Consider the following 25,772-nt stretch of genomic DNA (forward strand, 5'->3'; position numbering starts at 1 on the left):
GTGGACACACCGCCCGCGCATCCCGTAGGAAGCACACGCCAAACTCGGAGCGCCCGTTGAACCCCGTGGCGCTTGCTGTTGCATCTTGAACCCACTGCTGTTTATGACGATGACTTGGAGGAATCGCCGCGTTGTGCCTGCTCTATGGGCCGTGCTTGTGCTTAGCCTGATGCTGTGGACCGGCTGCGACCGCGGCGGGTCGGACGCGCCTGATGAAGACGAAGCACCGGCTTGGCACTATGGCACCACCTACCACGTGTTCGTGCACTCTTTTGCGGATGGCAACGGCGACGGCATTGGCGACTTCGAGGGGCTGATTCAGAAGCTCGACTACATCGATGAGATGGGCTTCGAATCCATCTGGATGCTGCCGGTGCACCCGTCGCCCTCGTATCATAAGTACGACGTGACCGACTACCGCGCCATCCATCCGGATTACGGCACGATGGACGACTTTGAGCGCCTGCTCGATGAGGCCGAGGCGCGCGATATCAAGATCATCATGGATCTGGTGGTGAACCACACCGCCCGCGATCATCCGTGGTTTCAGCAGGCGGTGGCCGACACGACCAGTCCGTACTATGACTTCTACGTCTGGCAGGATGCAGAGGCCGTCGCCGAAGCCGAGGTAGACGCCGGGCCCGACACCGATAACAGACAGCAGTGGCACCCGGTCGAAGATGTCGACTCGGTCGATGCGGCCCTCAACGACCAGCGCTACTACGGCTACTTCTGGGGCGGTATGCCCGACCTCAACTTCGACAACCCGGCTGTGCGCGACTCGATCATTTCCATTGGCGAATACTGGCTCGACAAAGGCGTGGATGGCTTCCGCCTCGACGCCGCAAAGCATATTTACGAAGACGACCGCGCCGACGATACCAAAGACTGGTGGCGCACCTTCCGCGCTGAAATGGAGGCTGCTGACTCCGACGTGCTGCTTGTGGGCGAAGTGTGGGACGATGCCGAAGCGGTCGCGCCCTACTTCGAAGGGCTGCACTCGCTCTTTAACTTCGACCTTTCGGGCAACATCATCGAGGCGTTTCAAACCGGCGAGGGCGACTCGCTGGCGGTCGATCTGGCGGATACGCGGGCGACCTACGACGACATCGCGCCCTCCTTTATTGATGCCACGTTCCTGACGAATCACGACCAGCCGCGCATCCTGAACGAACTGCCTCAGCCAATGCATATGCGCACCGCAGCGTATCTGCTGTTTACGCTGCCGGGCTCGCCCTACGTCTACTACGGCGAAGAAATCGGGATGTACGGCACCAAGCCCGATCCAAACATCCGCGAGCCTATGCTCTGGGCCCCCGCCGAGGAAGACAGCCTGCGCGCCACCTGGATTGAGCCCGAGCACTCCACCGACAGCACCGTGACGCCGGTATCGGTGCAAGATGCGCAAGACGGCTCGCTCCTCAACCTCTACCGCGAACTCATCCACCTGCGCCACGAAACCGACGCCCTGCGCCGTGGATCGCTGCATCCGGTGACCTACGAAGGGATGCCTGAGCGCCTCTCCATCTATGAGCGCCGCAGCGATACTGGCGAATCGCTCCTGATTGCGCACAACGTAGGCGCACAGGCGGCGGATGTGATCTTGCCTGACGAACTCCGCGAGCGCTACGGCACCGTGTGGCACGAGTCCGATGCGCTGGTGCGATCCAACGACGCCGGGGCCCTGCTGCCGCCGGCCACCTCTATCATCTGGAGCGACGCCGAGTCAAACGCGACCTCCGACGAAGACCCCGTGTAAGCGCGGGGCGTCCACGTTCTCCATCATGCGGCCTCTCGGGGCCGTATGCTCTCTGTTTTGTTTGACGAACCTGTTACGTGTATATGAACTCCCCGTCTCGGTACGCCGGATGTGTCCTGCTCCTGCTGCTGTTCTGGATGCCCGGCTCCGCCTGGGCGCAGTCCACCGGCAACTACATCGACCACGACATGCACGGGTCTACCGTCGTTGTGGAAGGCGACAGCGCCACAGCGCATGTCACCTTCTACGCCCCCGACGTCGTGCGCGTGGATTGGACCGCGCCCAGTGCCGCACGCCCCGATTCGTCGGTTGCGGTCGTACAAGAAGCGGGCGCTACACCGCCTACCGTGCGCGACCGCGAGGATGCGCTCTGGGTGCGCAGCGAGGCGCTGGCCGTGCACGTGCAGAAAGCGCCGCTCCAACTGCGCTTTACGGAGGCCGACGGCACGCCGCTCACCCGCGAATCCACGCGCTACACCCGTAACGACGACGGCCACCGCCTCGGCTTTCACCTGGACGACGATACCCGCGTCTACGGGACCGGAGAACGTGCCGGATCGCTCAACCTGCGCGGCAAGGCGTTCGATCTCTACAACACGCAGCAGTACGGCTACCAGGAGGCGCCTCCGCAGATGAAGGTGAACGTGCCGCTGGCCGTTACCAGTAGCGGATACGGACTGTACGTGGATACCACCTGGCCCACGCGCCTCGACATCGGTGCTGCCGAATCCAATACCTTTTCGGTGGATGTAGAGGGCGGTGCCCTCACCTACTACCTGATGGCAGCCCCGGACGTCCCGGCGCAACTGGAGCAGTACACCGCGCTCACCGGACGCCAGCCCATGCCGCCGAAATGGGCGCTCGGCTACATCCAGTCGAAGTACGGCTACCGCACCGAAGACGATGCCCGCGCCATCGTTGACGAGTTGCGCGCCAACGACATCCCCATTGACGCGCTCATCCTCGACCTCTACTGGTTCGAACACATGGGCGACCTGGACTGGAACCGCGAGCGCTTCCCGGAGCCGTTCCAGATGATGCGCGATCTGCGCGCCGACGGCGTCGAGACGATTGCCATCACCGAGCCCTTCCTCGTTCCCGAATCGGACCTCTTCGATGAGGGCGACCAGGCGGGCTACTTCGCCCAAGACGACAGCGGCGACACGTATCTGATTGACAACTGGTGGTCGTGCACCGAATCGGTGACCAATAGCGACGAAGGTTGCCAGGCCGCGCTGGTCGACCTTACGAATCCCGCCGCCCGCGCCTGGTGGTGGGGGCAGTATCCCGTCTTCATGGGTGAGGAAATGGGCGGCCTCTGGACCGACCTCGGCGAGCCCGAAGAGCATCCCGAAGGCATGCGGCACTACGAAGGCAGCGTGGCCTCGGTGCACAACGCATACAACCTGCTCTGGGCCAAGACGCTCTTTGACGGCTACCGCGACTGGCGTCCCAACCAGCGCCTCGTGAACCTGACGCGCGCCGGATCGGCAGGCATGCAGCGCTACAGCACCTTCCTGTGGTCGGGCGACGTAGGGCGCAGCTTCACCGGTCTCCAGTCGCAGCCGCCCATGCTCTTGAACATGAGCCTGTCGGGGCTCGCCTACTACAGCTCCGACCTGGGTGGGTTCACCAACGGCACCACGACCGACGAGCTGTACACGCGCTGGTTGCAGCATGGCGCCTTCACGCCCACCATGCGTCCGCACGGCGTAGACGACCAGGCCACCGAGCCCACGCGCTTCAGCGACGAAACGCTGTCCATTGTGCGCGACTACGTGCAGCTGCGCTACCGCCTCATGCCGTACCTCTACACGCTCGCCCACGAAAACCACACCACCGGCATGCCGCTTACGCGTCCGCTCTTTTTTGCGGATGCGGACAACCCGGCGCTTGCGAACTATGACGACGCCTACCTCTTTGGCGATGCCTTTCTCGTAGCCCCGGTCATGGCCGAAGGGCAGCGCGAGAAAACAGTTGAACTGCCCCAAGGCACGTGGATCGACTACTGGAGCGGAGAGGCCCACGCAGGCGGACAGTCCGTCACCGTAGATGCGCCGCTTGATGAGATGCCGCTGTTTGTGCGGGCCGGAAGCATCATCCCAATGCGTCCGGTGGCACCGCACACCGGCGCGCAGCCCCAAAACGAACTGCACCTGGACGTCTACCCAGGCCCCGATGCCCAGTACAGCGCCTCGCTCTACGAAGACGACGGCAGCACGCTGGCGTACGAAGACGGTGCCTACGCGACCACCGCACTGCACCAGACCCGCCATACCGTGGACGGCATGCCCGCGCTTGACCTCACGGTAGAAGCGGCTACTGGATCGTACGACGGGCAGCCCACCACGCGCACGCTGGCACCGACCGTGCACCGCCTTGCCGACGCGCCCACGGCGGTGATGCACAACGGCACCGACCTGCCGCAGCGCGACTCGGCTGAGGAGGTCGCCGAAAACGGCGGCTTCCACTACGACGCCGACACGCAGCAGCTACACATTCAAATTATGGATGCATCCCTCGACACCGCGCACACGCTGCGCATCCCAAACGCCGAATTGGCATCGCTGCCGTAGCATTCTTACATTGCACGTCTGCACTCACCTACGCGCATCGACCCACCCGTCTCCATGCAAGAAAACGACTTAGAGATTCCCGCGCCCGACGAAGGTCAGGGCAACACCCTGCTGGTCATCCTCATCTCGATGTCCGCCGCCCTGGGCGGGTTTCTGTTTGGATTCGACAGCGGTGTCATCAACGGCACCGTGGACGCGCTGCAAGAGGCGTTCAACTCGGATGCGGTGGGTACCGGCTTCAACGTGGCCTCGATGCTGCTGGGAAGCGCAGTGGGGGCGTTCTTTGCCGGTACCGTGGCCGACAAGTTTGGCCGCCGCCTGGTAATGATTGCCACGGCCTGCCTGTTTATCTTTAGCGCGTGGGGCTCGGGCGTGGCGTGGGGCTCGACCTCGTTCGTCTTCTTTCGGATCGTAGGTGGCGTCGCTGTGGGGGCGGCGAGCGTGCTGGCGCCGGCCTACATCAGCGAGATCTCGCCCGCGCACATTCGCGGTCGCATGGCTACGTTGCAGCAGCTCATGATTGTGGTGGGGCTGTTTATTGCGTTCCTCAGCAACTACCTCATTGCGGGAGCGGCTGGAAGCGCCTCCGACCTGTTCTGGTTCGACTTTCCGGCCTGGCGCTGGATGTACTGGGTGGAGATCATCCCCGGATCCATCTTCCTAATTAGCCTGCTGTTTATTCCCGAGTCGCCCCGCTACCTGGTGGCGGCCGGACGCGAAGGGGAGGCGCAGGATGTGCTGCAACGCCTGCTTAACGCCAAAGAGACGGCGCGCCAAACCGTTGCCGACATTAAGGAAACGGTCGTGGGAAGTCGCAAGCCGCGCCTCTCTGACATCGTCAGTGAGCACACCGGGCGCGTGCATCCCATCGTCTGGGTCGGACTCGGGCTCGCGGCGCTGCAGCAGTTCACCGGCATCAACGTCATCTTTTACTACGGCGCTACGCTCTGGCAGGCTGCCGGATTCGACGAGTCGAGCGCGCTGATGCAGAATGTGATCAGTGGCTCCGTTAACGTCGGGTTTACCTTCATCGCGATTGCGCTCATCGACAAAGTGGGTCGCCGTCCGCTCCTACTGATTGGCGCGCTGGGGCAGGCTGCCGCACTTGGAGTGATGGCCTTTGTCTTCAGCACCGGGGGCCTCGGCCCAGACGGTGGGCTGCAACTCAGCGACGATGCCGGACTCGTGGCGTTGCTGGCGGCGAATGCGTACATTGCGTTCTTTGCATTCTCGTGGGGCCCCATCATGTGGGTGATGCTCGGCGAGATGTTTCCGAATCGCTTCCGGGGGGCTGCCCTGGCCATGGCGGGACTGGTGCAGTGGCTCTCGAACTTTACGATTACCATGACCTTTCCGGTGCTGCTCGCCAGTGTAGGATTGGGCGTATCGTACGGCATCTACGCCGCTTTTGGCGTGATTGCGTTCGTATTCGTGCAGCAGTACATTGAAGAAACGATGGGCAAAACGCTCGAACAGATGTCCCAAGAGCACGAAGCCGCTGACATTGCGGCGGGGCAGCGGTCGTAAACACGTAGCCCACGTATCCCAAAAACTACAGAGGCGCTCTCGGAAGAGGGCGTTTCTTTTTGTACGGATACTGACTGGGTTCAACAACACGAAGGGAAGCCGCATTCAGGCTGTTCTAACTTGATTATCTGGCCTCTTTTCTTATGTTGAGAAACATGCAGTGACCCCATTATTGAACATCCTCTGTCTTCTCGTCGCGAGGCTCCGCCTCGTGACGCTATGATTCGGGGCTCCGCCCCGTGCGTGTCATCATACAGGAAATGATGAGCTTCTGGTTCAAGTGCATACCCCTCTACGAGCTATACCATCTGCGTAAGAGCGTCAGAGAGGTGTTTGCAATCGGTGGGCGACGAATCGTGCCTTACTGTTGCCGGGGACGCAAGTGGTCCCCGGCTATGGGTTTCCTTAGCCCGGGATCAGGAGCGCGAAGCGCATATCCCGGGCGGCCTCCAACCAAACGTATACATCGACGTCTCGCATCTGGTATTAGAATTCAGTGTTGCATCATGAGCAACAGGTCTCCACGTGCCATCTGGGTCGGTGCGCTTGTTCTTGTCTTTGGGTGCTATTGCTCGATAGGATCGACAACTGCATACGCCCAAAACGACTGCATATCGCCTGATATTGCTCACACCCTTGGAGAAGAGCAGATCCTTCATGAGGTTGTAACTGCACGGGTGGCCGATCAGACGGTTTTCGTGCTGACCCAGTCGGATCCGGTGCTACATCGGTTCGATTTGGAATCGGGTTCGTACATGGCCTGGGGAGCAAAGGGAGAAGGACCGGGCGAGGTGCAAAACCCACAGGGGTTGGCTGTTGACGAAGACGCGGTATACCTACTCGACACACAGCCCGGTGCCAACCGCATTCTTGCATATATGCACGATGGCACGCCACAAGAAGAGCGCCGCGTGGAAGCGTCGGGGGTAGCCGCACGCCTTGAACAAGCAGGTAACGGCCTGCTTGTGCGCGTAAGCCCATTTCAAGAAAGTCAGCAAACGGTACTGCGGGTTTCCGGTGATGCGGAAACGGTTATTGATGAAATCGAGGAGGAGCAGCCCACTGTGCGTATCGACGGAGGCGAGGTGATGCGAAGCATGAGCGTAGCCGTTCCGTTTCGGCCCGAAACGACATGGACCGTCACCCATGACGGACACCGAGCCGTATGGACGCCCGGTTCGGGCACTATCATCATAGAAACACTGGAAGGCACATTGGAGCGCCGCCTTCCGCTGGCAGAGCAAGAGCCGATTCCGATCACAGATGAAGACCAAGCGGCATGGGCACATCGCAGATTTCCTGAAGGTGAAGTGCTTTTTGGACGGGAAAATCCATATCGCGAGATCCGCCCCCGTGCGCTTGAGGAGGTCCCGTTTCCAGAGACGTTTGCTCCCGTTCTGGAGATGAAGGGCGATCCAGCAGGCGGGATCTGGGTGCTCAGAGCCCACAAGCACGACGGTCAGCGCTGGACCTATGAAGATGCAAGCAGAGAGCGTGCTGCGATGCACTGCTTCCCGGCAGACGGCGAACTCGTCGACGCTGGGGAGACGTTTTTCGTTGTCGTACATACACCGCCTGGCGATGTGGAAACTGTGACGTTGCATCGTAAAAAGTAGTGCTACCTTGGGGCTTTTGTATCGTGTTCGTGCAGCAGTACATCGAAGAAACGATGGGCAAAACGCTCGAACAGATGTCCCAAGAGCACGAAGCCGCCGACATTGTGGCGGGGCAGGGACGGTAACAAGAGTGCCCTTGCGTCTCCCCTAACGACGCAACGGCACTTCGCACAGTATCACCAACCGCTGACCAGTTACGAAATACCAGTATCGGCGTAGCAAAAAGAGGCGTCCTTGTGCAGGGCGCCTCTTTTTTGTAGACTTCACATCTGTCTGTTGCAGGTCGCCAACGCAAAAAAAAACGCCACGATCACTATGCCACATGGTCTACGTACGCACTGCATGCTGACAGGGCTGCTGTTCGTTGTGGCCGCCCTTACCGCAGCGAACGCACGGGGACAAGCCGATCCCACTCCCTTCGACGACGCCTTCACCGTCACAGGCGAGACCGTGCTGGAAGGCGATGAGACGGTTCCCCTGACTGCGATCATCAACCCGCACATTACCGCGGAGCGCATCTATATTGCCGATTATCAGAGCCATCAGATCGCCATCTACGACCACGATGGCACGCGCCTTGCCGAAACCGGACAGTTGGGTCAGGGGCCAGGCGATGTCCAGATGCCGTTTGAAATGAAGCCGGATCCCGATTCCGAACAGATCTTCGTGTACGAACGTGGCAACTTGCGTATCCAGGTGTTCGATGCTGCACTGAATCATGTAGCCATGTGGGGCCGGGCCATTCAGACCGACCATCTGTTTCCGGTGGAGCACGGGGGGCGTTCTCGGATGGTGACCATTGGGCCCAATGCGTGTGAGTCTTCGATCTGTGCGGTGCGGGTGTATGATGCAGACGGGACTCCCCTCCAGGACATGGCCTTCGTAGACGAAACGCCGTTTACGGCAACCTGGAAAGGCAATGTTGCAGGAGATACGGTGTTTGTGGCCAATGTGCATAACCCTGGCGTCCAGAGCTACACATTGGAGGGAGAGCATGTCGTGTCGTTTCCCGTGGATTCGCCGTCTACGGCGTTTTTGGAGGCAGAATCAGAGCAGTACGATTCGCGTGAAGCCTTCATGGCAGACCGGCGCGAGCTGTTCAGTCAGCCCTACTCCACCATTCGCGACCTTTTCGTCCATCAGAACTACGTCTTTGTTCAGCACCAAAACAAAAACAGGGGAGATGACGCTCCCAGGTACTTTCTTGACGTGTTCGATCGGGAGGGGACGCTACTCGCTCATGGAATTGAAACGCCGGGGGTGCTGAGGAGCGTGACGGATGCCTTCTATTTCATAGAGGACGACGAGGGCCCCGACTTTGGCAGGCTCACTATTCGCCGGGCTACTCTTAACGCTGAAGCGTGGCCGCGCTGATGCATAACCCGATTGTGTGAGGGATGCAGTATCGGGATGCAAAACAAACGCTACACCACGGTATGCGTCACGCTGCCATTTGCCTCGCCGCACAGAATATCGGTGGCGAGATCCAAGAACAGGCCGTGGTCGAGGATGCCGGGCTGGTCGTTGAGGGTGCGGTTGAGCGCTTCGGGATCGGTGATGCCGTCGAGGTGGGCATCTACGATCCACAGCCCCTGATCGGAGATGACCGGGCCGTCTTTGGCAGCGCCCATGCGCAGTTCTGGGTGTCCGCCGAGCTGTTCGATGAGGCGCTGCACAGGACCCAGGGCCATGGGTACAATCTCAATGGGGAGTGGAAATGCGTGGCCCAGTTCGTCAACGGGCTTTGAGGGGTCGATGAGCACGACAAAGCGCTCGGCGGCGTGGGCGACGACCTTTTCGCGCGTGTGCGCCGCGCCACGTCCTTTGATGAGGCGGCCCTCCGGGTCCACTTCGTCGGCGCCGTCGAGGGCGAGGTCAAGGCGTGGCACGTCGTCGAGGGTGGTGAGGGGGATGTCGTGCTGATTCGCCAGGCGCTCGGCGGCAAACGAGGTGGGCACGCCGACTATGTCGAGTCCGTCGTTTTGGATGCGCGTGCCCAGCGCCTCCAGCGCACAGGCGGTGGTGGAGCCGGTGCCCAGTCCGAGCGTCATGCCCGACTCGACGAGATCGGCAGCGGCGGTTCCGGCGGCTTGTTTGGCGGCTGAGGCGTTGGGCATGGAGCAGTGTAGCAGGGGAAGGCGTGGAAAACAAGTGCACTGGAATTTCTCAGCTACGGCCTGCAACTGCAAGCAGAGATTGGGCAAATAGCGGTATCTGTAGACCTGTCAGGTTTCGAAAACCTGACAGGTCTTGCCCCTGGTACGGCGTCTCGGTAGCGACCGCATGCTCACGGGGGGACGTCCTGGGCGACCTTCAGGCCGGGTTAGCGGGGCAGAGCCCCTGAACAGTCTGCGTCGCACGGCGGAGGGGCCGTAGGTCATGCCTGTTGTGCCATGCGACGAGAGGGCTAAACAGATACGGCCCGCGCCCGTCAGAAGGAGGGTTTTCGTTCACGTACCAACCTCCTGTTTGCTGCATCCAACGGTCCCCCGTTGGACGCGCATGCGGACGCTCCGGCGTCCTGAGTGTGAGATAGGACGCGGGACTGCGCACGGCGGGAGCGATGCCACTGCGACTCGTGGTGCACACAGCAGGTCCATTCGCCCTACAAGACCGAATGAGCGGCAAGACATGCTGCTAAAAAGCTGGCCGCCGCCTACTCGTATCGCAACGACTCGATCGGATCCAACCGAGCGGCTTTATAGGCCGGGTATCCGCCAAACGCGACGGCGATGAGCGTGACGCCGATGACGGCACCCACGGCCCATCCCCATGGAAAGGACATGCCGATATCGAAGTAGACGGCCACCAGGTTCCCAAAGGCCCCGCCGAGTCCAATGCCAAGCAGCCCACCGATTTGGCAGAGCACGACCGCCTCCAGCAGAAACTGCCCCAGGATGTCGCGCTTTTTGGCGCCCACGGACTTGCGCACACCGATCTCGCGGGTGCGTTCGGTAACAGACACCAGCATGATGTTCATGATGCCGATGCCGGCGGTGACGAGTGCAATGAGTCCGATGCCGGCGCCTGCGATGGTGAGCGTAGCGGTGAACGTGTCGAAGGTGCTGCGGGCGGAGGCATTGGTTTCAATTTCGAAGTTATTTTCGGCCCCTGCATCGACTTGGCGGATGACGCGCATCTGGCTGATGACAGCATCTTGAGCAGCTTGCATCTGGGCTTCGTTTCCTACGCGCACGCTCACGCTGTTCATATCGCGCCCGCCGTCGCCGTAAGTGGCCAGAAGATGCGTGATGGGGGCGTAGATGCGCGAGTCAGGATCGAGCCCCAGGAAGCCGCCTTTGGCTTCGAGCACGCCCACCACCTCCAGGCGCACCCGCCCGATGCGCACGGTTTTGCCGATGGGCGTTTCGTTGGGGAAGAGCGTCTCGGCCACGGGTGCACCGAGCATTGCGACGGGCCGCCCGTTGCGCACGTCTTGAACGGTGAAGGGGCGCCCGGCCTCCAGCGTGAAGCCGTAGTTGTCGAGGAAGAACGCATCGGTACCGTGCAGTTCGATGGCGGCCTCGGTTTCTTCGAAGCGCGACTGGGCTCGCTCGCGCCAGGCGAACTGCTCAAGCACGCTCACGTCGTAGGTGCCGCCTACCCGCTCGCGCAGCGTTTCGACCTGGTTGTAAGTTACCGGCGGACGATACGTGCGTCCGCGCTGCGGCCCCACAAACTGGTCGCCGTGGCGCTTCACGGAGAACGTGTTGGTGCCGTACTGCTGGATGGACTCCTTAAAGTAGGTGTCGATTACATCGACTGCCGTCACCGCCGCAATGACGGCAAACACGCCAATGACCATGCCAAGCAGCGTAAGGGCCGAACGGGTCAGGTTGGCGCGCAAGGCGCGGAGGGCCGACCAAAACGCTTCAATCAGGTTCACGGCAAACAGGAGGATTCAAGAAACAGATTGTGAACGGCAGCGACGCGGCAGCCCATGACGGCTACTCGTAGCGCAGGGCGTCGATGGGGCGTGCCTGGGCAGCCTGCCAGGCGGGGGCAATGCCAAAGAGCACGCCCACGCTTACACAGATGACAAAGGCAATGGCAACCACCTGGGGCGAAAGCGGGGCCGCAATGCCCAGCGTGTTGCTAATAAGCGTGGTAAGGCCCGCGGTTACGCCAATGCCAATGAGTCCGCCAATGAGACAGACAATCACGGCCTCAATTAGAAACTGCAGCAGGATGGTGAAGCGCTTTGCCCCCACGGCCTTACGGATGCCAATCTCCTTGGTGCGCTCTTTGACCGACACGAACATGATGTTCATCACGCCAATGCCGCCCACGACCAGCGCCAGCGCCGTCAGAAACAGCCCCACGCCGTAAATGGCGATGCGCACCGTAGAGAACGACGCACGCACCTGGTCCTGCTGGTTGATTTCGAAGTTGTCGGCCTCAGTCGGATCGAGCTGCCGGGCCGTGCGCAAGATGCCGGTGAGTTCATCTTCGGCTGGAGCCATAATCTCGGTGCCGTTTACCTTCACCATAATGGTGATGCTGCGCCACCGGCTGATGCCAAAGAGGCGCTCGAACGTGCTGAACGGGATGATAACCGTATTGTCGTGGCTCCCATCGCCGCCGAAGAGGCCGGCGCCTTCGCGCTCAATAACACCCACCACGGTGCACGAGGCCGCGCCCATGCGTACCGGCTGGCCCAGGGCGGCTCCGCTCGGAAACAGCTCATCGGCAATTGAGGCCCCCACCACGCACACCGTGCGAGCGCCGCGCTCATCGCTTTGCGTAAGGAAGCGGCCCTGCGACAGCTCCACGCCGCGAATTTGCCCGTACAGGGGCGAGGAGCCCGTCACGCTGGCCCGGGCCGAGCGGTTGCGGTACGACACCGTGCGGCCCGTGCTCGTCATGGGGGCTACGAACGAAGCATAGTCCGAGCGCTCCTGAATAGTGTTCACAAGCTCAGGCGAAATGGCCGGACGGTTGGCCATCTCCCACCAGTCCACATTCACGTTGGCGCCCCACGGAAACTTGCTCACGTACATCACATCGGCGCCGAGCGTAGAGAGCGTCTCCTCGAACTCGTTGTTTACGCCATTAATGAGCGCGGCCATGAGGGTGACCGACACAATGCCAATCACAATACCCAGCGTGGTGAGCACCGCCCGCAGACGGTTGGCCCAGATGGCGTTCAGGGCAATACGAAGGCCTTCCACCAGGTCGAATAGAAAACGACGCACAGAGCAGTACAGGTTGATGCGAGAGGCAACAGCACCCCACGTACGTATGGCCGCGAACGATGGTTACAGCCTGCCGCATCAACAGGCCTGTTGGCGTTTTCACTCGTCGGCAGGCGGAAACGAACGGGCAAAGCGCAGGCGGTAGTCGCTGTGCTCGGGGTTGTAGCCTGCCTGAATCACCCGAAACCCTTCGTTCAGCGCCAGAATCGTCATGCCGGGATGCTTGTTCGGGAACGTGTCGAATACAAACCGCCGATAGCCGCTCGTCTGTACCCGCTCCAGCATGGCGTGCAGGAGCGCCCGCGCAATGCCCTGCCGCCGCGCCTTGGGTACAACGCCGCCCTTTGCGCTGTAGAAAACACGCGGCTGAAGCTGGTAGCCCACCTTAAAGCCAACCGGCGTACCACGCAGCCACGCCACCAGCATCATCAGGTCGGCGCGGTCGAAGGTGCGAATGACCTCCGTATCCCCAAAAATGGACTCGTTGAGCGTGCGAATCAGCGGACGCTCATCGCGCGAGATGGATGCAATGCGCAGGTCGGTGGGGGCGGTCATGCAAGAGCAGAGTAAACAGGGGGATGCGATAGGACGACGTCAAAACGGCAACCCGTCCTCAGGCTCCGAAAGGTCAGATTTCGGTGCGGATGTGTTGTCGTCGTCGGGCGTGGGCAGCGCCTCCGGCTCCGGGGACTCTGGCAGCGCGTCGGAGGTGGATTCGGGCGGGGCCTCCACCAACTCCACCGGTTCCAGAATCGACTCGGGCACGTTCTCCAGGAAGCGGCTGCGCGAGGCCATCGTATCGCCGTAGTACCGGCTCGTCTGCAGCATGGGGTACGAGATGAAGAGGTTCTCCTCGGCCCGTGTTACGGCTACGTACAGCAGGCGGAGTTCCTCGTCCAGACCGCCAGGTTCGTCGAGCGCGTACTGCGAGGGCAGTGTGCCGTCCAGCGCGTGGATGAGAAACACGCTGTGGAATTCGAGGCCCTTCGCGGAGTGGATGGTGGAGAGCACGAGCGGGGCCTCGTCGTCGGTGGCGCCTTCCTGGTCGAGCGCGGTAAGCTCAATGGGGTCGAGCGTAAGATCGGCCAGAAAGCGCTGGCGGCTGTCGTAGCGGGCCGCGAGCGGGGCCAGGTGCTCCAGATCCGACTCGCGCTTGGGGTAGTCGTCGGGGTAGGCCTCCTCGAACAGCGGACGGTAGTAGGTGAGCACCGCTTCCATCTGCTCGGTAAGCGGCTGCTCGTCGGGGCGGATGCTGCGGAGTGTGTTCAGCAGCTGCGTGAGCGTGTCGAGGTAGCGCTGGGCGAAGTGGCCCTGCTCGTCGACCACAAACGCGCTGTGGTCGTCGTCGGTGAGCCAGTCGATGAGGTCTTGCGCGGTTTTTGGACCGATGCCGTGAATCAGCTGCAAGATGCGATTCCAGGCTGCGGCGTCGTCGGGATTCTCAGCCACGCGCAGATGTGCCAGCACGTCTTTGATGTGCGCGGCCTCGCTCAGCTTTGTGCCGCCGTACTTGACATATGGAATGTTGCGTTTGCCCAGTTCAATCTCGACATCGTAGCTGTTGTGACTGCTGCGAAAGAGCACGGCCTGGTCGCGGAGTGGCACGCCCTGCTCACGAAGCTGCGCCACCATCTGTCCAACGAAACGCGCCTCCATGGCGGTGTCGGCGGCAGGTACGATAGCCGGAAGGTCGCCCGTGTCGGCGTCCGAAAAGAGCGTCTTGTCGTACGAGCGGTTGGCGTGGTCGATGAGGTGATTTGCCAGATCCAGGATCGGCTGTGTAGAGCGGTAGTTCTGCTCCAGCTTCAGCACGCGGGCGTTGTCGTATTGCTTAGGGAAGCGAAAGATGTTGCGGAAGTCCGCTCCCCGAAACCGGTAGATGCTCTGCGCATCGTCGCCCACCGCGGTGACGTTGCCGTGGACCGAGGTAAACTGCTGCACGAGATCGGCCTGCACCGCGTTGGTGTCCTGGTACTCATCCACGAGCACATGGCGGCAGCGTGCGGCCACCTGCTGGCGTACGGTGTCGTTCTGCGACAGCAGTTCGTGCGTGCGGCGCAAGAGGTCGTCGAAGTCGAGCATGTGGTGCTCGGCTTTGTACGCGCGGTAGGTGTCTTGCAGCTCGCGCAGGTCGTCGTGCAGATGCGTGAACTGCGGGTAGCGGTCGTTCAGGGCCTCCGAGAGCGAGCGGTCTCGGTTCACGGTGTCCGAGAACATGGACTGCAGCGTGCCCTTGTTGGGGAAGCGGTCGGCCCGGTCGGGGTATCCGCCGCGGGTGCGCAGCATGGAGAGCACGTCGGCGGCGTCGGAGGCGTCGAGGATGGTGAAGTCGGGCGAAAGGTTGAGCGCCGGGGCATGCGTGCGCAGCAGTTGCATGCAGAAGCTGTGGAAGGTGCCGCCCCGTACGCGCTGGCAGCGTCCGTCGAGGAGCGAGGCGGCGCGCGTCATCATGTCGCGGGCGGCGCGGCGCGTAAACGTGAGCAGCACAATGGAGCGCGGGTCGAGCCCGGTTTCCACCAGATACGAGAGCCGGTAGACGAGCGTGCGGGTCTTGCCGGTGCCTGCGCCTGCTACAATGAGCAGCGCACCGGGGTTGGCCGTGGCGGCAGCGTACTGCTGATCGTTCAGCTCGGCCCGGTAGTCAACGGTCAGGTTCTCGGGGGCGGTGCCAGAGCCAGTGGGTTCGAGCGTGATGCGGCGGGCCATGGAGCAGCGACGGATGAGGCAGCAGAAGGAGCAGCGGCAGCAGAACAGTCCAAACCGGTACACATCCCCGGCAGGGCGATTGCCCTAACTTACGCCCGCGCATGGGTGATCCCGAGGCGTAGCCGCGCGCCCTCCGGCGGTCCGGACGATATGCTGGAGCGGGCATGAAGCGGGGCTTCCTCCTGACTTTTCAATCTGCAGGGGACCGAGATGATGGAGTGCCTTGATCTGCTCCACCATCCTTTCGAGAAAAATGAGTGGGGGACGGTGGACATTGCGGGGCAGTGTGTTGTAGGTTACACCGTACGCATACCTCAACGCAGTTGCATCGAGTAAAGCGGGTTTCTATGGGAAAGGTCATCGCGGTTGCGAATCAGAAGGGCGGCGTGGGCAAAACCACGTCGGCGATTAACCTGGCGGCGTCGCTGGCGGCGACCGAGTACTCGACGCTGCTGCTCGACATTGATCCGCAGGCGAACTGTACCTCGGGCATTGGCGTAGCGCCGAAAGACCTGAATGCGTCGATCTACGATGCGCTTACCGGGCAGGTGGATCCAGAGGATGTGGTCGTGACGACCGACATCCCGTTTCTGGATCTGATGCCCAGCCACATCAACCTGGTGGGGGCCGAGATCGAGATGATTGAGGTGGATGAGCGCGAGCGCATCCTGTCGAAGGTGCTCACGCGCTTGCGCCGCATGTACGACTTTGTGGTGATTGACTGCCCGCCCTCGCTGGGACTGCTCACGTTGAACTCGCTTACTGCGGCCAACTCGGTGCTCATTCCGGTGCAGGCCGAGTATTTTGCGCTGGAGGGACTCGGGCAGCTGCTGAACACCATCAAGATTGTGCGCAAGCACCTGAATCCGGACCTGGAGATTGAGGGTGTGCTCCTTACGATGTTCGACACGCGACTGCGGCTGTCGAATCAGGTGGCGAAGGAGGTACGCCGCTACTTTGGCGATCAGGTATTCGAGACGATTGTGCAGCGCAACGTGCGGCTTTCGGAGGCGCCAAGCTTCGGCAAGCCTGTCATTCTGTATGATGCGTCGAGCAAGGGCGCGCGCAACTACATTGCGCTGGCCCGCGAGATCGTAGAGGCCAATGAAGCAGAAGAATCGGCTTCGGCTTCCAATGGCACCCCCACCGCGGATACCGATGCCCAACCCGCTCCTGAGAGCGCCCGCGATGCGTCGGACGGCATCCCCACGCCCGACTCGGAAGAGCCCGCGCCGCCCCGTCGCTCGTCGACCCCGGCCAACGGCTTCTCGCTCTCCAACTCGTAACTCGCACTCGTTTTCTTGGGATGCGCCCGTGGTCTTGTGGATACGAGGCGCATCTCGGTCTAACCCCACTTTGCTATGGCTAACAACTCTGCACTCGGACGCGGACTGAACGCGCTCCTTCCCGCTGACGGTGATGATGACGGCGAGCGCGACGGCACCGTGCGCCAGAGTCAACTCTACCAGTTCGACAGCGACGAGGAGCGCATGGTGGGGCGCGTGGCCGACGTGGCCATTGACGCGATCCGTCCGAACCGCTACCAGCCGCGCCAATCTTTTAGCGAGGACGCGCTCGATGAACTGGCGGCGTCTATCGAACAGATGGGCATTATTCAGCCGATTACGGTCCGCGCGCTCGGCAACGGCGAGTTCGAGATCATCTCGGGCGAGCGCCGCTGGCGGGCGGCCCGCCGCACCAGTCTTACGCATCTGCCCTCGTTCGTGCGCCGTGCGGATTCGGAGCAGATGCTGGAGATGGCGCTGGTGGAGAATGTGCAGCGCGAAGAATTGAACCCCATTGAGGTGGCGCTGGGCTACCATCGGCTTATGGACGAAGTGGGGCTCACGCAGTCCGAAGTCGCCGAAAAAGTGGGCAAGAGCCGCGCTTCGGTAGCGAACTTCCTGCGTCTGCTGCGTCTGCCCCCCGTGGTGCAGGCCGCCCTGCGCGACGGCGAGGTGGCCATGGGCCATGCCCGCGCCCTTGTCACAATCGACGATCTGGATGCGCAGAAAGAGCTGCTCAGCAAGATTATTGAAGAGAGCCTGTCGGTGCGCGACGTGGAGGCGCGTGCACGGGCCTGGCACGCCACCCAAGAAGCCGCAGAGGAGTCTGAGGAGGAAGAAGCGGCGCCCGATACAGAAACGGATACAGGGCCCAGCCGCACCAAGCTGCAGCTCAACGACTACCGGAAACGGCTGCGCTCGCGCCTCAGCACGCAGGTACACATTCACCATAAAGAAAACGAAGGCGAGGGCCGCATTGAGATCGCCTACTACTCCGAGGAAGATCTGGAGCGCCTGCTTGAAGTCTTGGATGCGTAAGGTCCCTGATGCACGTGTGTATCTTTGAATCCGTAGGCCGCACCATGCTTGTTGCATCAGGCCGCTGGCGCACGATCCTGGGGGCACTACTGGGCATCGTGCTTGTCGGGGGCACGCTTGGAGGCATGACGGCGCATCCGGCTCATGCCCAGCCCGATAGTGTGCGCACCGAGCGGTTGCGTGCACAGGGCTACCCGGAAAATCACACGCCCCGCCGGGCGCTGTGGCGGGCGGCGGCACTGCCGGGCTGGGGGCAAGTCTACAACCGTCAGTACATCAAACTCCCGTTCGTATACGCCGGGCTGGGTGGGTTTATCTACAACGCGATCCGAAATCAGAATCGGTATATGCTCTACCGGCGCGCGAATCAGTTTGCTGTGGGGCAGAACGAAGCTGAAGAAAACGGCGGTAGTAATCCATTTGCGCAGTACGAGCCGCAGTACAACGAAGCACTTGGCGAACTGGGCCAGGGCGCGTCAGCCAATCTGATTCGTCGGCAGCGCGATGCATTTCAGCGCCAGCGCAACCTCATGATTATCGGTACAGGCGCATTCTACGCACTCACCATCGTTGATGCGTATGTAAGTGCGCACCTGCTCACGTTCGACGTGGGCGACGGCCTGGCCATGCGGATACAGCCCACACTGGTGCCCACAACGCGGACGCCCGGACTGCGGGCCACATGGCGATTTCGGTAGGTAGCCGCACAGTAAACGTGTGACGGTAGCATGGGGGAATCGTTGGGTTTGGCGCACGTGATGATCATGAAAGCCGCTTCAAGATACATTGTGAAGAGGCTTTTGGGAAGGTCAGGGACTGGCATCAGAACGAACAGTACATTTCGAGTCCGTTATATAGCTCGTGCGAAAAAGAGAGCCGTTCCTCCGTGATTTTCCGTATACGTTGTATATGACGGTGCAGACAACGAATCCTTGTAACGTGCGCTCAATATGTACAGTCCTGTTGCCGCATAGAAGTTGCGCCTGAGCACGAGGGGGCAACGCGCACCAGGACATCCGTACCGAGCGGTTGTTACTTTCCGTGTAATGCGGGCGGCTACATACCACACGCACTCGGTACGCCGAGCAAACCCCCACAACCGCGGGGCCTCTACCCCCACTCCTTTACAGCCGCATGCCGCGTCATGCAAGCGTTTCGTGCTAATTTGCGACCGCTATAAAGACGCATAGAAGCGGACAAGAGAAGCGGAGCCTCGTGCTCGCCGCACCGCTATTGCCACACGTTGCAACCAACTGTATGTCAGATACTTCTGCGTCATCCCCAACCGCCCCAACCGATACCGTTAACGATGCTGCGGCGCGTCCTTCGCTGTTTGATAAGTGCCATCAGTTTTTTGATCCGGATGGTGACTATGCTAAGGCGAAAGAGGCCGACTTGTATCCGTACTTTCGCCCCATTGAGCGAAACGACGGGGCCCGCGCCATCATGAATGGCGAAGAGGTCGTTATGGCGGGATCAAACAACTACCTTGGCCTCACGTCCGACCCGCGCGTGCAAGAAGCAGCCGCCTCTTCCATAAAGACCTACGGCACGGGCTGTACGGGCAGTCGCTTCCTGAACGGTACGCTCGACCTGCACCTGCAGCTTGAAGAGCGTCTGGCCGATTTCATGGAGGCCGAGGCATGCATCCTGTATTCTACCGGATACATGACCAACATGGGGGTCGTGCAGGCGATCGCCGGGAAGGGCGACATGATCTTCTCCGATAAAGACAATCATGCGTGCATTGTGGCGGGGACGCAGATGAGCTACGCCGAAACGCGACGCTACCGTCACAACGACCTCGACCACTTGGAGCAGATGCTGGAGCGGGCGCATGAGCGCCACCCCGACAAGGGCAAGCTCATTGCCACCGATGGCGTGTTCTCGATGAGTGGCGAAATTGCTGATGTGCCGCGCCTCATCTCGCTGGCCCGCACCTACAACGCGGCGCTCATGCTCGACGACGCCCATGCCATCGGCGTCATTGGGCCCAAAGGGCAGGGCTCGGCCTCAACTTACGGGCGCCTGCAAGACGTGGATCTCATCACCGGTACGTTCTCGAAGAGCTTCTCCTCGCTGGGCGGCTTCTGCGTGGGCGACGAAGACGTGATCGAGTATCTGCGTCACGAAAGCTCGCCGCACATCTTTAGCGCCTCGATGCCGCCCGCCAATGTGGCCACCGTGCTCAAGTGCCTCGACATTCTCGAAGAAGAGCCCGAGCGCCTGGAGCGCCTCTGGGAGGTTTCCGACTACATGCGCGAGGGCTTCCGCGAGCAAGGCTTCGACGTGTGGGATAGCGAAACGCCCATCATTCCGGTCGTCGTGGGCGATATGGAAACGTGCTTTCGCTTCTGGCGCGACCTGCTCGAAGAGGGCGTGTTCGTAAATGCCGTCGTGCCACCCGCCGTACCGAAAGGGCAGTCGCTCATGCGCACGTCCTACATGGCCACGCACACCGACGAGGACCTCGACCGCATCCTGGAGGCCTTCTACAAAGTAGGTACCCGCCACGGCGTGATTGGCTCGAACGGAGTCCACTAACATTCTGCTGTTTCGTATTGCACGAGGCGCGGCGCTGCTCCCTGCAGGGTCGCGCCTCGGTGTTTGATGCTTGCCCCTGTGCCCTATGGCTGCCTCTGCTCCCATTCAAATTCGTCCCGTCACCTCGCGTGCCGACCGCGATGCGTTCGTGGACTGGCCATACCAGTTCTACCCCGAACGCTATCCGAATTGGGTCCCGCCGCTGCGCCGCGAAGAGCACGCCACCCTCAACCCCGACAAAAACGCGTTCTTTGACCACGGCGAGATGCAGCTCTTCCTCGCCGAAGATGCCAGCGGACAGGTGTGCGGGCGCATCGCCGCCATCATCAACGGGATGCACCTGCAGAAGTACGACGACGACACCGGCTTCTTCGGCTTCTTCGAGACCGAAAACGACCCCGCCGTTGCCAAGGCGCTGCTCGACGCCGCCGAGTCGTGGCTGCGCGCCCGCGACTGCATTCGGATGCGCGGACCCACCAACCCGTCGCTGAACGACGTCTCAGGCCTGCTCGTCGACGGCTTCGACCGGCGTCCCTCGGTGCTCATGCCGTACAACCCGCCGTACTACGCCGATCTGCTCACCGACTACGGCTTCGAGCGCTCCATGACGATGTGGGCCTACTACGCCCACAAGCGCTACGCCAAATACGACCGGCTGCGGCGCGGCGTCGATATCGTAAAGCGCCGTACGCCGGGGCTGTCGCTCCGCACCATCGACCCCGACAATCTGTACGATGAAGCGCGCACCCTGCTCGACATCTACAACGAAGCGTGGTCCGAAAACTGGGGCCACGTGCCCATGAGCGAGGCCGAGTTCACCCAGCTCGTCGATAGCCTCAAGCAGGTATACGACCCGCGCCTGGTCTACTTCGTCGAGCACGAGGGCGAGCCCGTGGCCTTTGCGCTCTCGCTGCCCAACATCAACCAGGCGCTGCGCCACCTTGACGACGGACGCCTCTTCCCCACCGGATGGTGGACGTTGCTCATGCGAACCACCTACGGCATCAGCGAACTGCGCATGCCGCTTATGGGCATCCGCAAAGCCTATCAGGGCAAAGGAATCGACGCCCTCATGGTGCTCGAAACGATGGAGCGCGGCCCCGAATATGGCTACGACGCCTGCGAAACCAGTTGGGTGCTCGACACCAACGAACGCCTTAAAAACGCCATTGAGTCCATCGGTGCTATCCGCGACAAAGAGTATGCTCTCTTCGAAATCGCCCTGCAGTAGCCCGTGCAGAATCCCGTTCTGTAGCCAAGAGGCCTCCGTTCGCGTCTAATGACGAGCCGCAATGCATTCGAGATGTAGAGGAAAGCGAAGCGCCGTGCTTCGTCCACCACCCCGCCCAGCTTCACGGGCTGATGGCTCACGTGTCTGTTTCATTTTGTTCGCATCGGAATGCCGCCCATCCGTTTTGTCTACTTCGATCTTGACGACACCCTGCTCGACCATCGTCACGCCGAACGCGCCGCCCTGGGCGATGTAATCGACGACTTCCCGGTGCTCTTCACCGGGCACGATCTGGATGCCGTGCACGATACGTACCATCGCATCAACAAGCCGCTGTGGCAGGCCTACGCCCAGGGCGACATTGACAAGGTCACTGTGAAGGAGCAGCGCTTTCACCGCCTGCTCGACGCGCTTGGAGCCGGCACAGAGCAAGCATCTGTTGTGCACACGCGGTACCTCCAGCGCTACGGCGCACACTGGCAGTACATGCCGGGGGCGCAGCAGGCGTTTGCCCAGATCGCCAACCAATATGGGGTCGGCATTCTCACCAACGGATTCAGCGAGACCCAGCAGCGCAAAATGAATCAGTTTCCAGCGCTACGCCGCGCCTCCGCTTCCGTGATTATCTGCGAAGAAGTGGGTCACCTCAAACCGCATCCCGCCGTGTTTGCCCATGCCACTGAGCAAGCTCGTGTTGCGCCTGGCGAGATTCTGTACGTGGGCGACTCGTACACCTCCGATGTGAAAGGCAGCGCTCGTGCGGGCTGGCAGATGGCCTGGTACACGCCACACACCGCGCCGCACACGTCTGTTGCGCACGGATTCACCTTCTCCGACTGGTCTGATCTGCTTCGCCGTGTGCTTTAGAAAAGCGCACGGATCGACTACAACAGGGAAGACATCGTCTGGACAAACGAGTCGAGTGCACGCGGGTCGAGCGCAATTGTGACAATGATCCCTGCAATGGCCCCACCGATGTGCGCCTCGTGCGCAATACCGCCACGCTGCCCGGCGCGCTGGTTTCGGTTGGAGGCGTAGATGGATCCCACCACGTATCCCACCGCAAACAGCACAGCGGGAATAGGCAAAATAAAGAAGAGGTAGAGCAGCTCCAGGGGAAAGAAGAGACAGAAGCCAAAGACAACCCCGCTTACTGCCCCCGAGGCGCCAATTGCGGCATACTGTGGATCGTCATAATGATAAGTGAAGGTTACCGTATGCGCCAGAATCTCGCAGAGCACGTACAGCACCAAAAACCCAAATGCTCCCAGCAGTCCTTCGAGTACAGGGCCAAAGAAGAAGAGCGTGATCATATTGACGGCCAGGTGCGCGCCGTTTCCATGCACAAAGCCTGCCGTTAAGAAGCGGTAGTACTCGCCGTAGTTAGCAATCCGATACGGCTGAAACGAGAGCGGGTCAAGCAGCCGGGGATTCCGATAGAGCACATACCAGCTCACCACAATATTGGCCAGGAGCAGTGCCGTGGTAACAGGCACATCAACAAGCGAAATAGGACCCTCGAACGGCATCTCGACCATAGCAGATTACGCAGCAGACGTGGGCACCGCATCGTTGACCGATGCACGGAGCGATTCAAAGAGCGGGCGTCCATCATCGGAGCCCAGGAGCAGTTCGACGTGTCGTTCGGGATGTGGCATGAGCCCGAGCACGTTGCGGGCTTCGTTGCAGATGCCTGCAATGTTGCGCATTGAGCCGTTCGGGTTGGCCGCGTCGGTCATGCGCCCGTCGGCGTCAGTGTAGCGAAACAGCACCTGATTGTTGGACTCAAGCGCGTTGAGGGTGGCATCGTCGGCTACGTATCGGCCTTCGCCGTGCGCCACCGGAAGCGAAAGCACCTGCCCCGGTGCATACTGCGTTGTAAACGGCGCGTCAATGCGCTCAACGCGCACGGCGGTAGGCTTGCAGACAAAGCGCAGCGAGTTGTTGCGCGTTAGCGTACCGGGCAGCAGCCCCGCCTCGCACAGCACCTGAAACCCGTTGCACACCCCCAGCACGAGTCCGCCCGCGTTTGCGAAGTCGACGACGGCATCCATGACTGGCGAGAACCGGGCAATGGCCCCCGAGCGCAGGTAGTCGCCATACGAAAAGCCACCGGGCAGCACAACAACATCCAGCGCGCTCAGATCCGTGTCTTGATGCCACACAAAGGTAGCGTCTTCCCCAAGTACGTGTTTTACTGCGTGATACGCGTCGTGGTCGCAGTTTGAACCGGGAAAGGTGACGATGCCAAATCGGGCCATGGCTAAGCAGGGCGTAAGCGGAAGAGCAATGGGCGTCTACCAACGTAGCGAACAGGTGGGGCGGATGCGCAGCACCCGCACGTGAAAAGCGCATGAGGCCCCCACATGCGCCAGGCAGCCGCCCGCTACGGAGTAACTGCCCGACACGGAGAACGGGGATTGTGCGTGAGGACTGAAGCTGTAGGGGATGCGTGGATTTGTACGCTTGAGCACAGGCCCATGCATCTCTCCAAACAACCCCGATATACGCTATGCATCCACAAAGTTGAGCCAGCTGCTCTCGGCATCGTCGTAGGCTTCGATGGGCAGCGGCTCTGGAGTGGTGTGGTAGGAGCAGAGTAGGCGCTGCACCTCTTGGGTGAACACGTGGAGCGCGTTCGAGATGAGGTCGCTGCGGAAGCCCCGATCGCCCATCTCCACGATATACTCCATGACAGCCACGCGACCCAGCGCGCGACCCAGCTCTACGCTTTTGCGTTGCGAGAGCGACGACGCCTCGACCGAGAAGTCGAAGGCCCCGTCGAAGCGATCGGCGGCGCGGCGAGTGGGGGCGAAGTCGCGCAGGAACGCGCCTACATTGCTGACCTTGGCGCGACGCATGTGCTTGAGCACCGTTTCGGTGATCTGCTGGTAGAGCACGTCGTTTGAGCCCTCAAAGATCTGGAACGGGCGGCTGTCGACGGTGGCGCGCCCGGCGGGATGATCGAGGCGGTAGCCCTGTCCGCCCGAGAGCTGCAGGAACGACTGCGCGGCATCCTGCATGAGGTCGGTGACTACGGCCTTGGTGGAATTCGGCCCCAGGTTGTCGCCCACCAGGTTGTTTTCGAGAGCGGCAGTTTCGCTGGTATGCAGGCACATCGCGGAGCACGCCGTGAAGGCCGCCTGAATCCAGGCCAGGCGTTTGCGCACCTGGTCGTATTCGAAGAGCGAGCGTCCGCCCACATGGCGGTTTTTGCAATGGGCCAGGGATTCGTCGAGGATGCGCTGCAGGAAGCCCATGCCCATGCCTGGAAACTCGATGCGGCTGCGGTGCAGCGTATCGAGCATCATCTTAATGCCCGTGCTTTCCGGTTCCAGCTTGTGCGTGCGGGGCACCGTCAGATCGATGTTGTTGCGGCCATACGGAATGAGATAGAGCCCCAGGTTCTGGTACACCTCCTCGACCTCCACCATCTGCTCGGCCTGGTTCATGTCGGCGATGAAGAAGTCGATATCGCGGCTCAGCTGCCCGCTTTCCGACTGGCGGCGTGCGGTGATGAGCCAGAAGTCGGCCCATCCGGTAAGCCCAGCCCAGTGCTTGGTGCCGTTGAGCTGGTAGCCCTGCTCGGTTTCGGTATACGCCGTCTGCATGTTGAGCGCATCGGTGCCGTAGTCGGGCTCGGTAATCATGAGCCCGCCCATATTCTTGTCTTTCAGGAAGCGCTCGAAGATCGGGCCTTTCACGGCCTCGTTGGCATACTTCGTAACGGGCTGCAAAAATAGCGCGCCGTTGATGCCATAGGTAAGCGAGAGCGCGAGCGACTCGTACGAGGCGGCTGCCAGAATGGCTTGGCACTCATGCACATGGCCGCCGCGCCCGCCGTACTCTTCGGGGATGAAGGTGGCCAGTGGCGTGGCCGACTGCACTTCGCGCATCATGTAGGGCGGGAGCCCCCGTGTGAGGCTCACCGCATCGGCATCGCTGCGCTCCCGAAAGACCGTGCGCAGCTTGTCGCGAAACGTGTCAAGAAACGAATCAAAGTCAACGGACGAACGGATGTCGTCCGAAAGGTAGGGGGCAATACTCATGAGCTACGGGGCCGCAATCATCGGAATATGGTACGCATATGTAACGGTACCAGATGCAGCGTCGAAAGATCGCTACATTTCCAATGGATACTCGACAAACTCGAAATAATCGCAGATTTATTAAGGAATAGCAGTCGGTTGCATGCCGAAAGCAACGGTCTCCCACAAAAAAGTGGGGACGGCCCGGACGGGCATCCCCACATGCGGTATCAGCAATAAGTACAGGGGACGCGCAAGACAGCGTT

The 25,772-nt window shown here is 61.2% G+C and carries 19 protein-coding genes; 11 read left to right on the forward strand and 8 right to left on the reverse strand.

Annotated features, from left to right (window positions below; genetic code table 11):
- Positions 1-103 precede the first annotated feature (103 nt).
- The 5 genes from CRI93_RS06505 to CRI93_RS06525 all read left to right on the forward strand — a co-directional run bounded on the left by CRI93_RS06505 (position 104) and on the right by CRI93_RS06525 (position 8,852).
- A complete protein-coding gene (locus CRI93_RS06505; RefSeq protein WP_098061816.1) occupies positions 104-1,759 on the forward strand; it encodes an alpha-amylase family glycosyl hydrolase in 1,656 nt (551 codons plus the stop codon).
- An 83-nt stretch (positions 1,760-1,842) separates the two neighbouring features.
- Entirely contained in the window at positions 1,843-4,335 is a 2,493-nt protein-coding gene (locus CRI93_RS06510) for a glycoside hydrolase family 31 protein (RefSeq protein WP_098061817.1), read from the forward strand.
- A gap of 54 nt (positions 4,336-4,389) precedes the next feature.
- Positions 4,390-5,862 carry a sugar porter family MFS transporter gene (locus CRI93_RS06515; protein WP_098061818.1) on the forward strand — a complete coding sequence of 491 codons (1,473 nt, stop codon included), beginning with the start codon at positions 4,390-4,392 and terminating at the stop codon, positions 5,860-5,862.
- Positions 5,863-6,368: 506 nt separating this feature from the next.
- A complete protein-coding gene (locus tag CRI93_RS06520) occupies positions 6,369-7,478 on the forward strand; it encodes an NHL repeat-containing protein (protein WP_141491598.1) in 1,110 nt (369 codons plus the stop codon).
- A 315-nt stretch (positions 7,479-7,793) separates the two neighbouring features.
- The gene (locus CRI93_RS06525; protein WP_176521742.1) at positions 7,794-8,852 is read left to right on the forward strand and encodes an NHL repeat-containing protein; all 1,059 of its coding nucleotides are present in this window, start codon (positions 7,794-7,796) and stop codon (positions 8,850-8,852) included.
- A 50-nt stretch (positions 8,853-8,902) separates the two neighbouring features.
- Here CRI93_RS06525 and rpiA read toward each other — a convergent pair whose 3' ends face one another.
- The 5 genes from rpiA to CRI93_RS06550 all read right to left on the reverse strand — a co-directional run bounded on the left by rpiA (position 8,903) and on the right by CRI93_RS06550 (position 15,379).
- Positions 8,903-9,595: a ribose-5-phosphate isomerase RpiA gene (gene rpiA / locus CRI93_RS06530; RefSeq protein WP_098061821.1), complete on the reverse strand. Its 693-nt coding sequence runs from the start codon at positions 9,593-9,595 to the stop codon at positions 8,903-8,905.
- Between the two features lie 539 nt (positions 9,596-10,134).
- Positions 10,135-11,364 (reverse strand): ABC transporter permease, encoded by a 1,230-nt coding sequence (locus CRI93_RS06535; protein WP_098061822.1) that lies wholly within the window; start codon positions 11,362-11,364, stop codon positions 10,135-10,137.
- A 61-nt stretch (positions 11,365-11,425) separates the two neighbouring features.
- Positions 11,426-12,673, reverse strand: coding sequence for an ABC transporter permease (locus tag CRI93_RS06540; protein WP_098061823.1), 1,248 nt, complete (start codon positions 12,671-12,673; stop codon positions 11,426-11,428).
- A 99-nt stretch (positions 12,674-12,772) separates the two neighbouring features.
- On the reverse strand, positions 12,773-13,228 hold the full coding sequence (locus CRI93_RS06545; RefSeq protein WP_098061824.1) for a GNAT family N-acetyltransferase: 456 nt from the start codon (positions 13,226-13,228) through the stop codon (positions 12,773-12,775).
- A 39-nt stretch (positions 13,229-13,267) separates the two neighbouring features.
- Entirely contained in the window at positions 13,268-15,379 is a 2,112-nt protein-coding gene (locus CRI93_RS06550) for an ATP-dependent helicase (protein ID WP_098061825.1), read from the reverse strand.
- 347 nt (positions 15,380-15,726) lie between these two features.
- Here CRI93_RS06550 and CRI93_RS06555 point away from each other — a divergent pair, with 347 nt between their 5' ends.
- The 6 genes from CRI93_RS06555 to CRI93_RS06580 all read left to right on the forward strand — a co-directional run bounded on the left by CRI93_RS06555 (position 15,727) and on the right by CRI93_RS06580 (position 22,345).
- Positions 15,727-16,665 (forward strand): AAA family ATPase, encoded by a 939-nt coding sequence (locus CRI93_RS06555; RefSeq protein ID WP_098061826.1) that lies wholly within the window; start codon positions 15,727-15,729, stop codon positions 16,663-16,665.
- A gap of 75 nt (positions 16,666-16,740) precedes the next feature.
- Positions 16,741-17,703, forward strand: a complete 963-nt coding sequence (locus tag CRI93_RS06560) for a ParB/RepB/Spo0J family partition protein (RefSeq protein WP_098061827.1) — start codon at positions 16,741-16,743, stop codon at positions 17,701-17,703.
- A 44-nt stretch (positions 17,704-17,747) separates the two neighbouring features.
- Entirely contained in the window at positions 17,748-18,401 is a 654-nt protein-coding gene (locus CRI93_RS06565; protein ID WP_141491600.1) for a DUF5683 domain-containing protein, read from the forward strand.
- 559 nt (positions 18,402-18,960) lie between these two features.
- The gene (locus CRI93_RS06570) at positions 18,961-20,247 is read left to right on the forward strand and encodes an aminotransferase class I/II-fold pyridoxal phosphate-dependent enzyme (RefSeq protein WP_098061829.1); all 1,287 of its coding nucleotides are present in this window, start codon (positions 18,961-18,963) and stop codon (positions 20,245-20,247) included.
- Between the two features lie 85 nt (positions 20,248-20,332).
- Entirely contained in the window at positions 20,333-21,478 is a 1,146-nt protein-coding gene (locus tag CRI93_RS06575) for a hypothetical protein (protein ID WP_098061830.1), read from the forward strand.
- A gap of 168 nt (positions 21,479-21,646) precedes the next feature.
- Complete coding sequence (locus CRI93_RS06580) at positions 21,647-22,345, forward strand: HAD family hydrolase (protein ID WP_098061831.1); 699 nt, start codon at positions 21,647-21,649, stop codon at positions 22,343-22,345.
- 17 nt (positions 22,346-22,362) lie between these two features.
- Here CRI93_RS06580 and CRI93_RS06585 read toward each other — a convergent pair whose 3' ends face one another.
- The 3 genes from CRI93_RS06585 to CRI93_RS06595 form a co-directional block, all read right to left on the reverse strand.
- The gene (locus tag CRI93_RS06585) at positions 22,363-23,016 is read right to left on the reverse strand and encodes a rhomboid family intramembrane serine protease (protein ID WP_098061832.1); all 654 of its coding nucleotides are present in this window, start codon (positions 23,014-23,016) and stop codon (positions 22,363-22,365) included.
- A gap of 6 nt (positions 23,017-23,022) precedes the next feature.
- Positions 23,023-23,739, reverse strand: coding sequence for a phosphoribosylformylglycinamidine synthase subunit PurQ (gene purQ, locus CRI93_RS06590; RefSeq protein WP_098061833.1), 717 nt, complete (start codon positions 23,737-23,739; stop codon positions 23,023-23,025).
- Positions 23,740-23,988: 249 nt separating this feature from the next.
- Complete coding sequence (locus CRI93_RS06595) at positions 23,989-25,527, reverse strand: acyl-CoA dehydrogenase family protein (protein ID WP_098061834.1); 1,539 nt, start codon at positions 25,525-25,527, stop codon at positions 23,989-23,991.
- Positions 25,528-25,772 lie beyond the last annotated feature (245 nt).

Source organism: Longimonas halophila (assembly GCF_002554705.1).
Taxonomy (GTDB): Bacteria; Bacteroidota; Rhodothermia; order Rhodothermales; family Salinibacteraceae; genus Longimonas; species Longimonas halophila.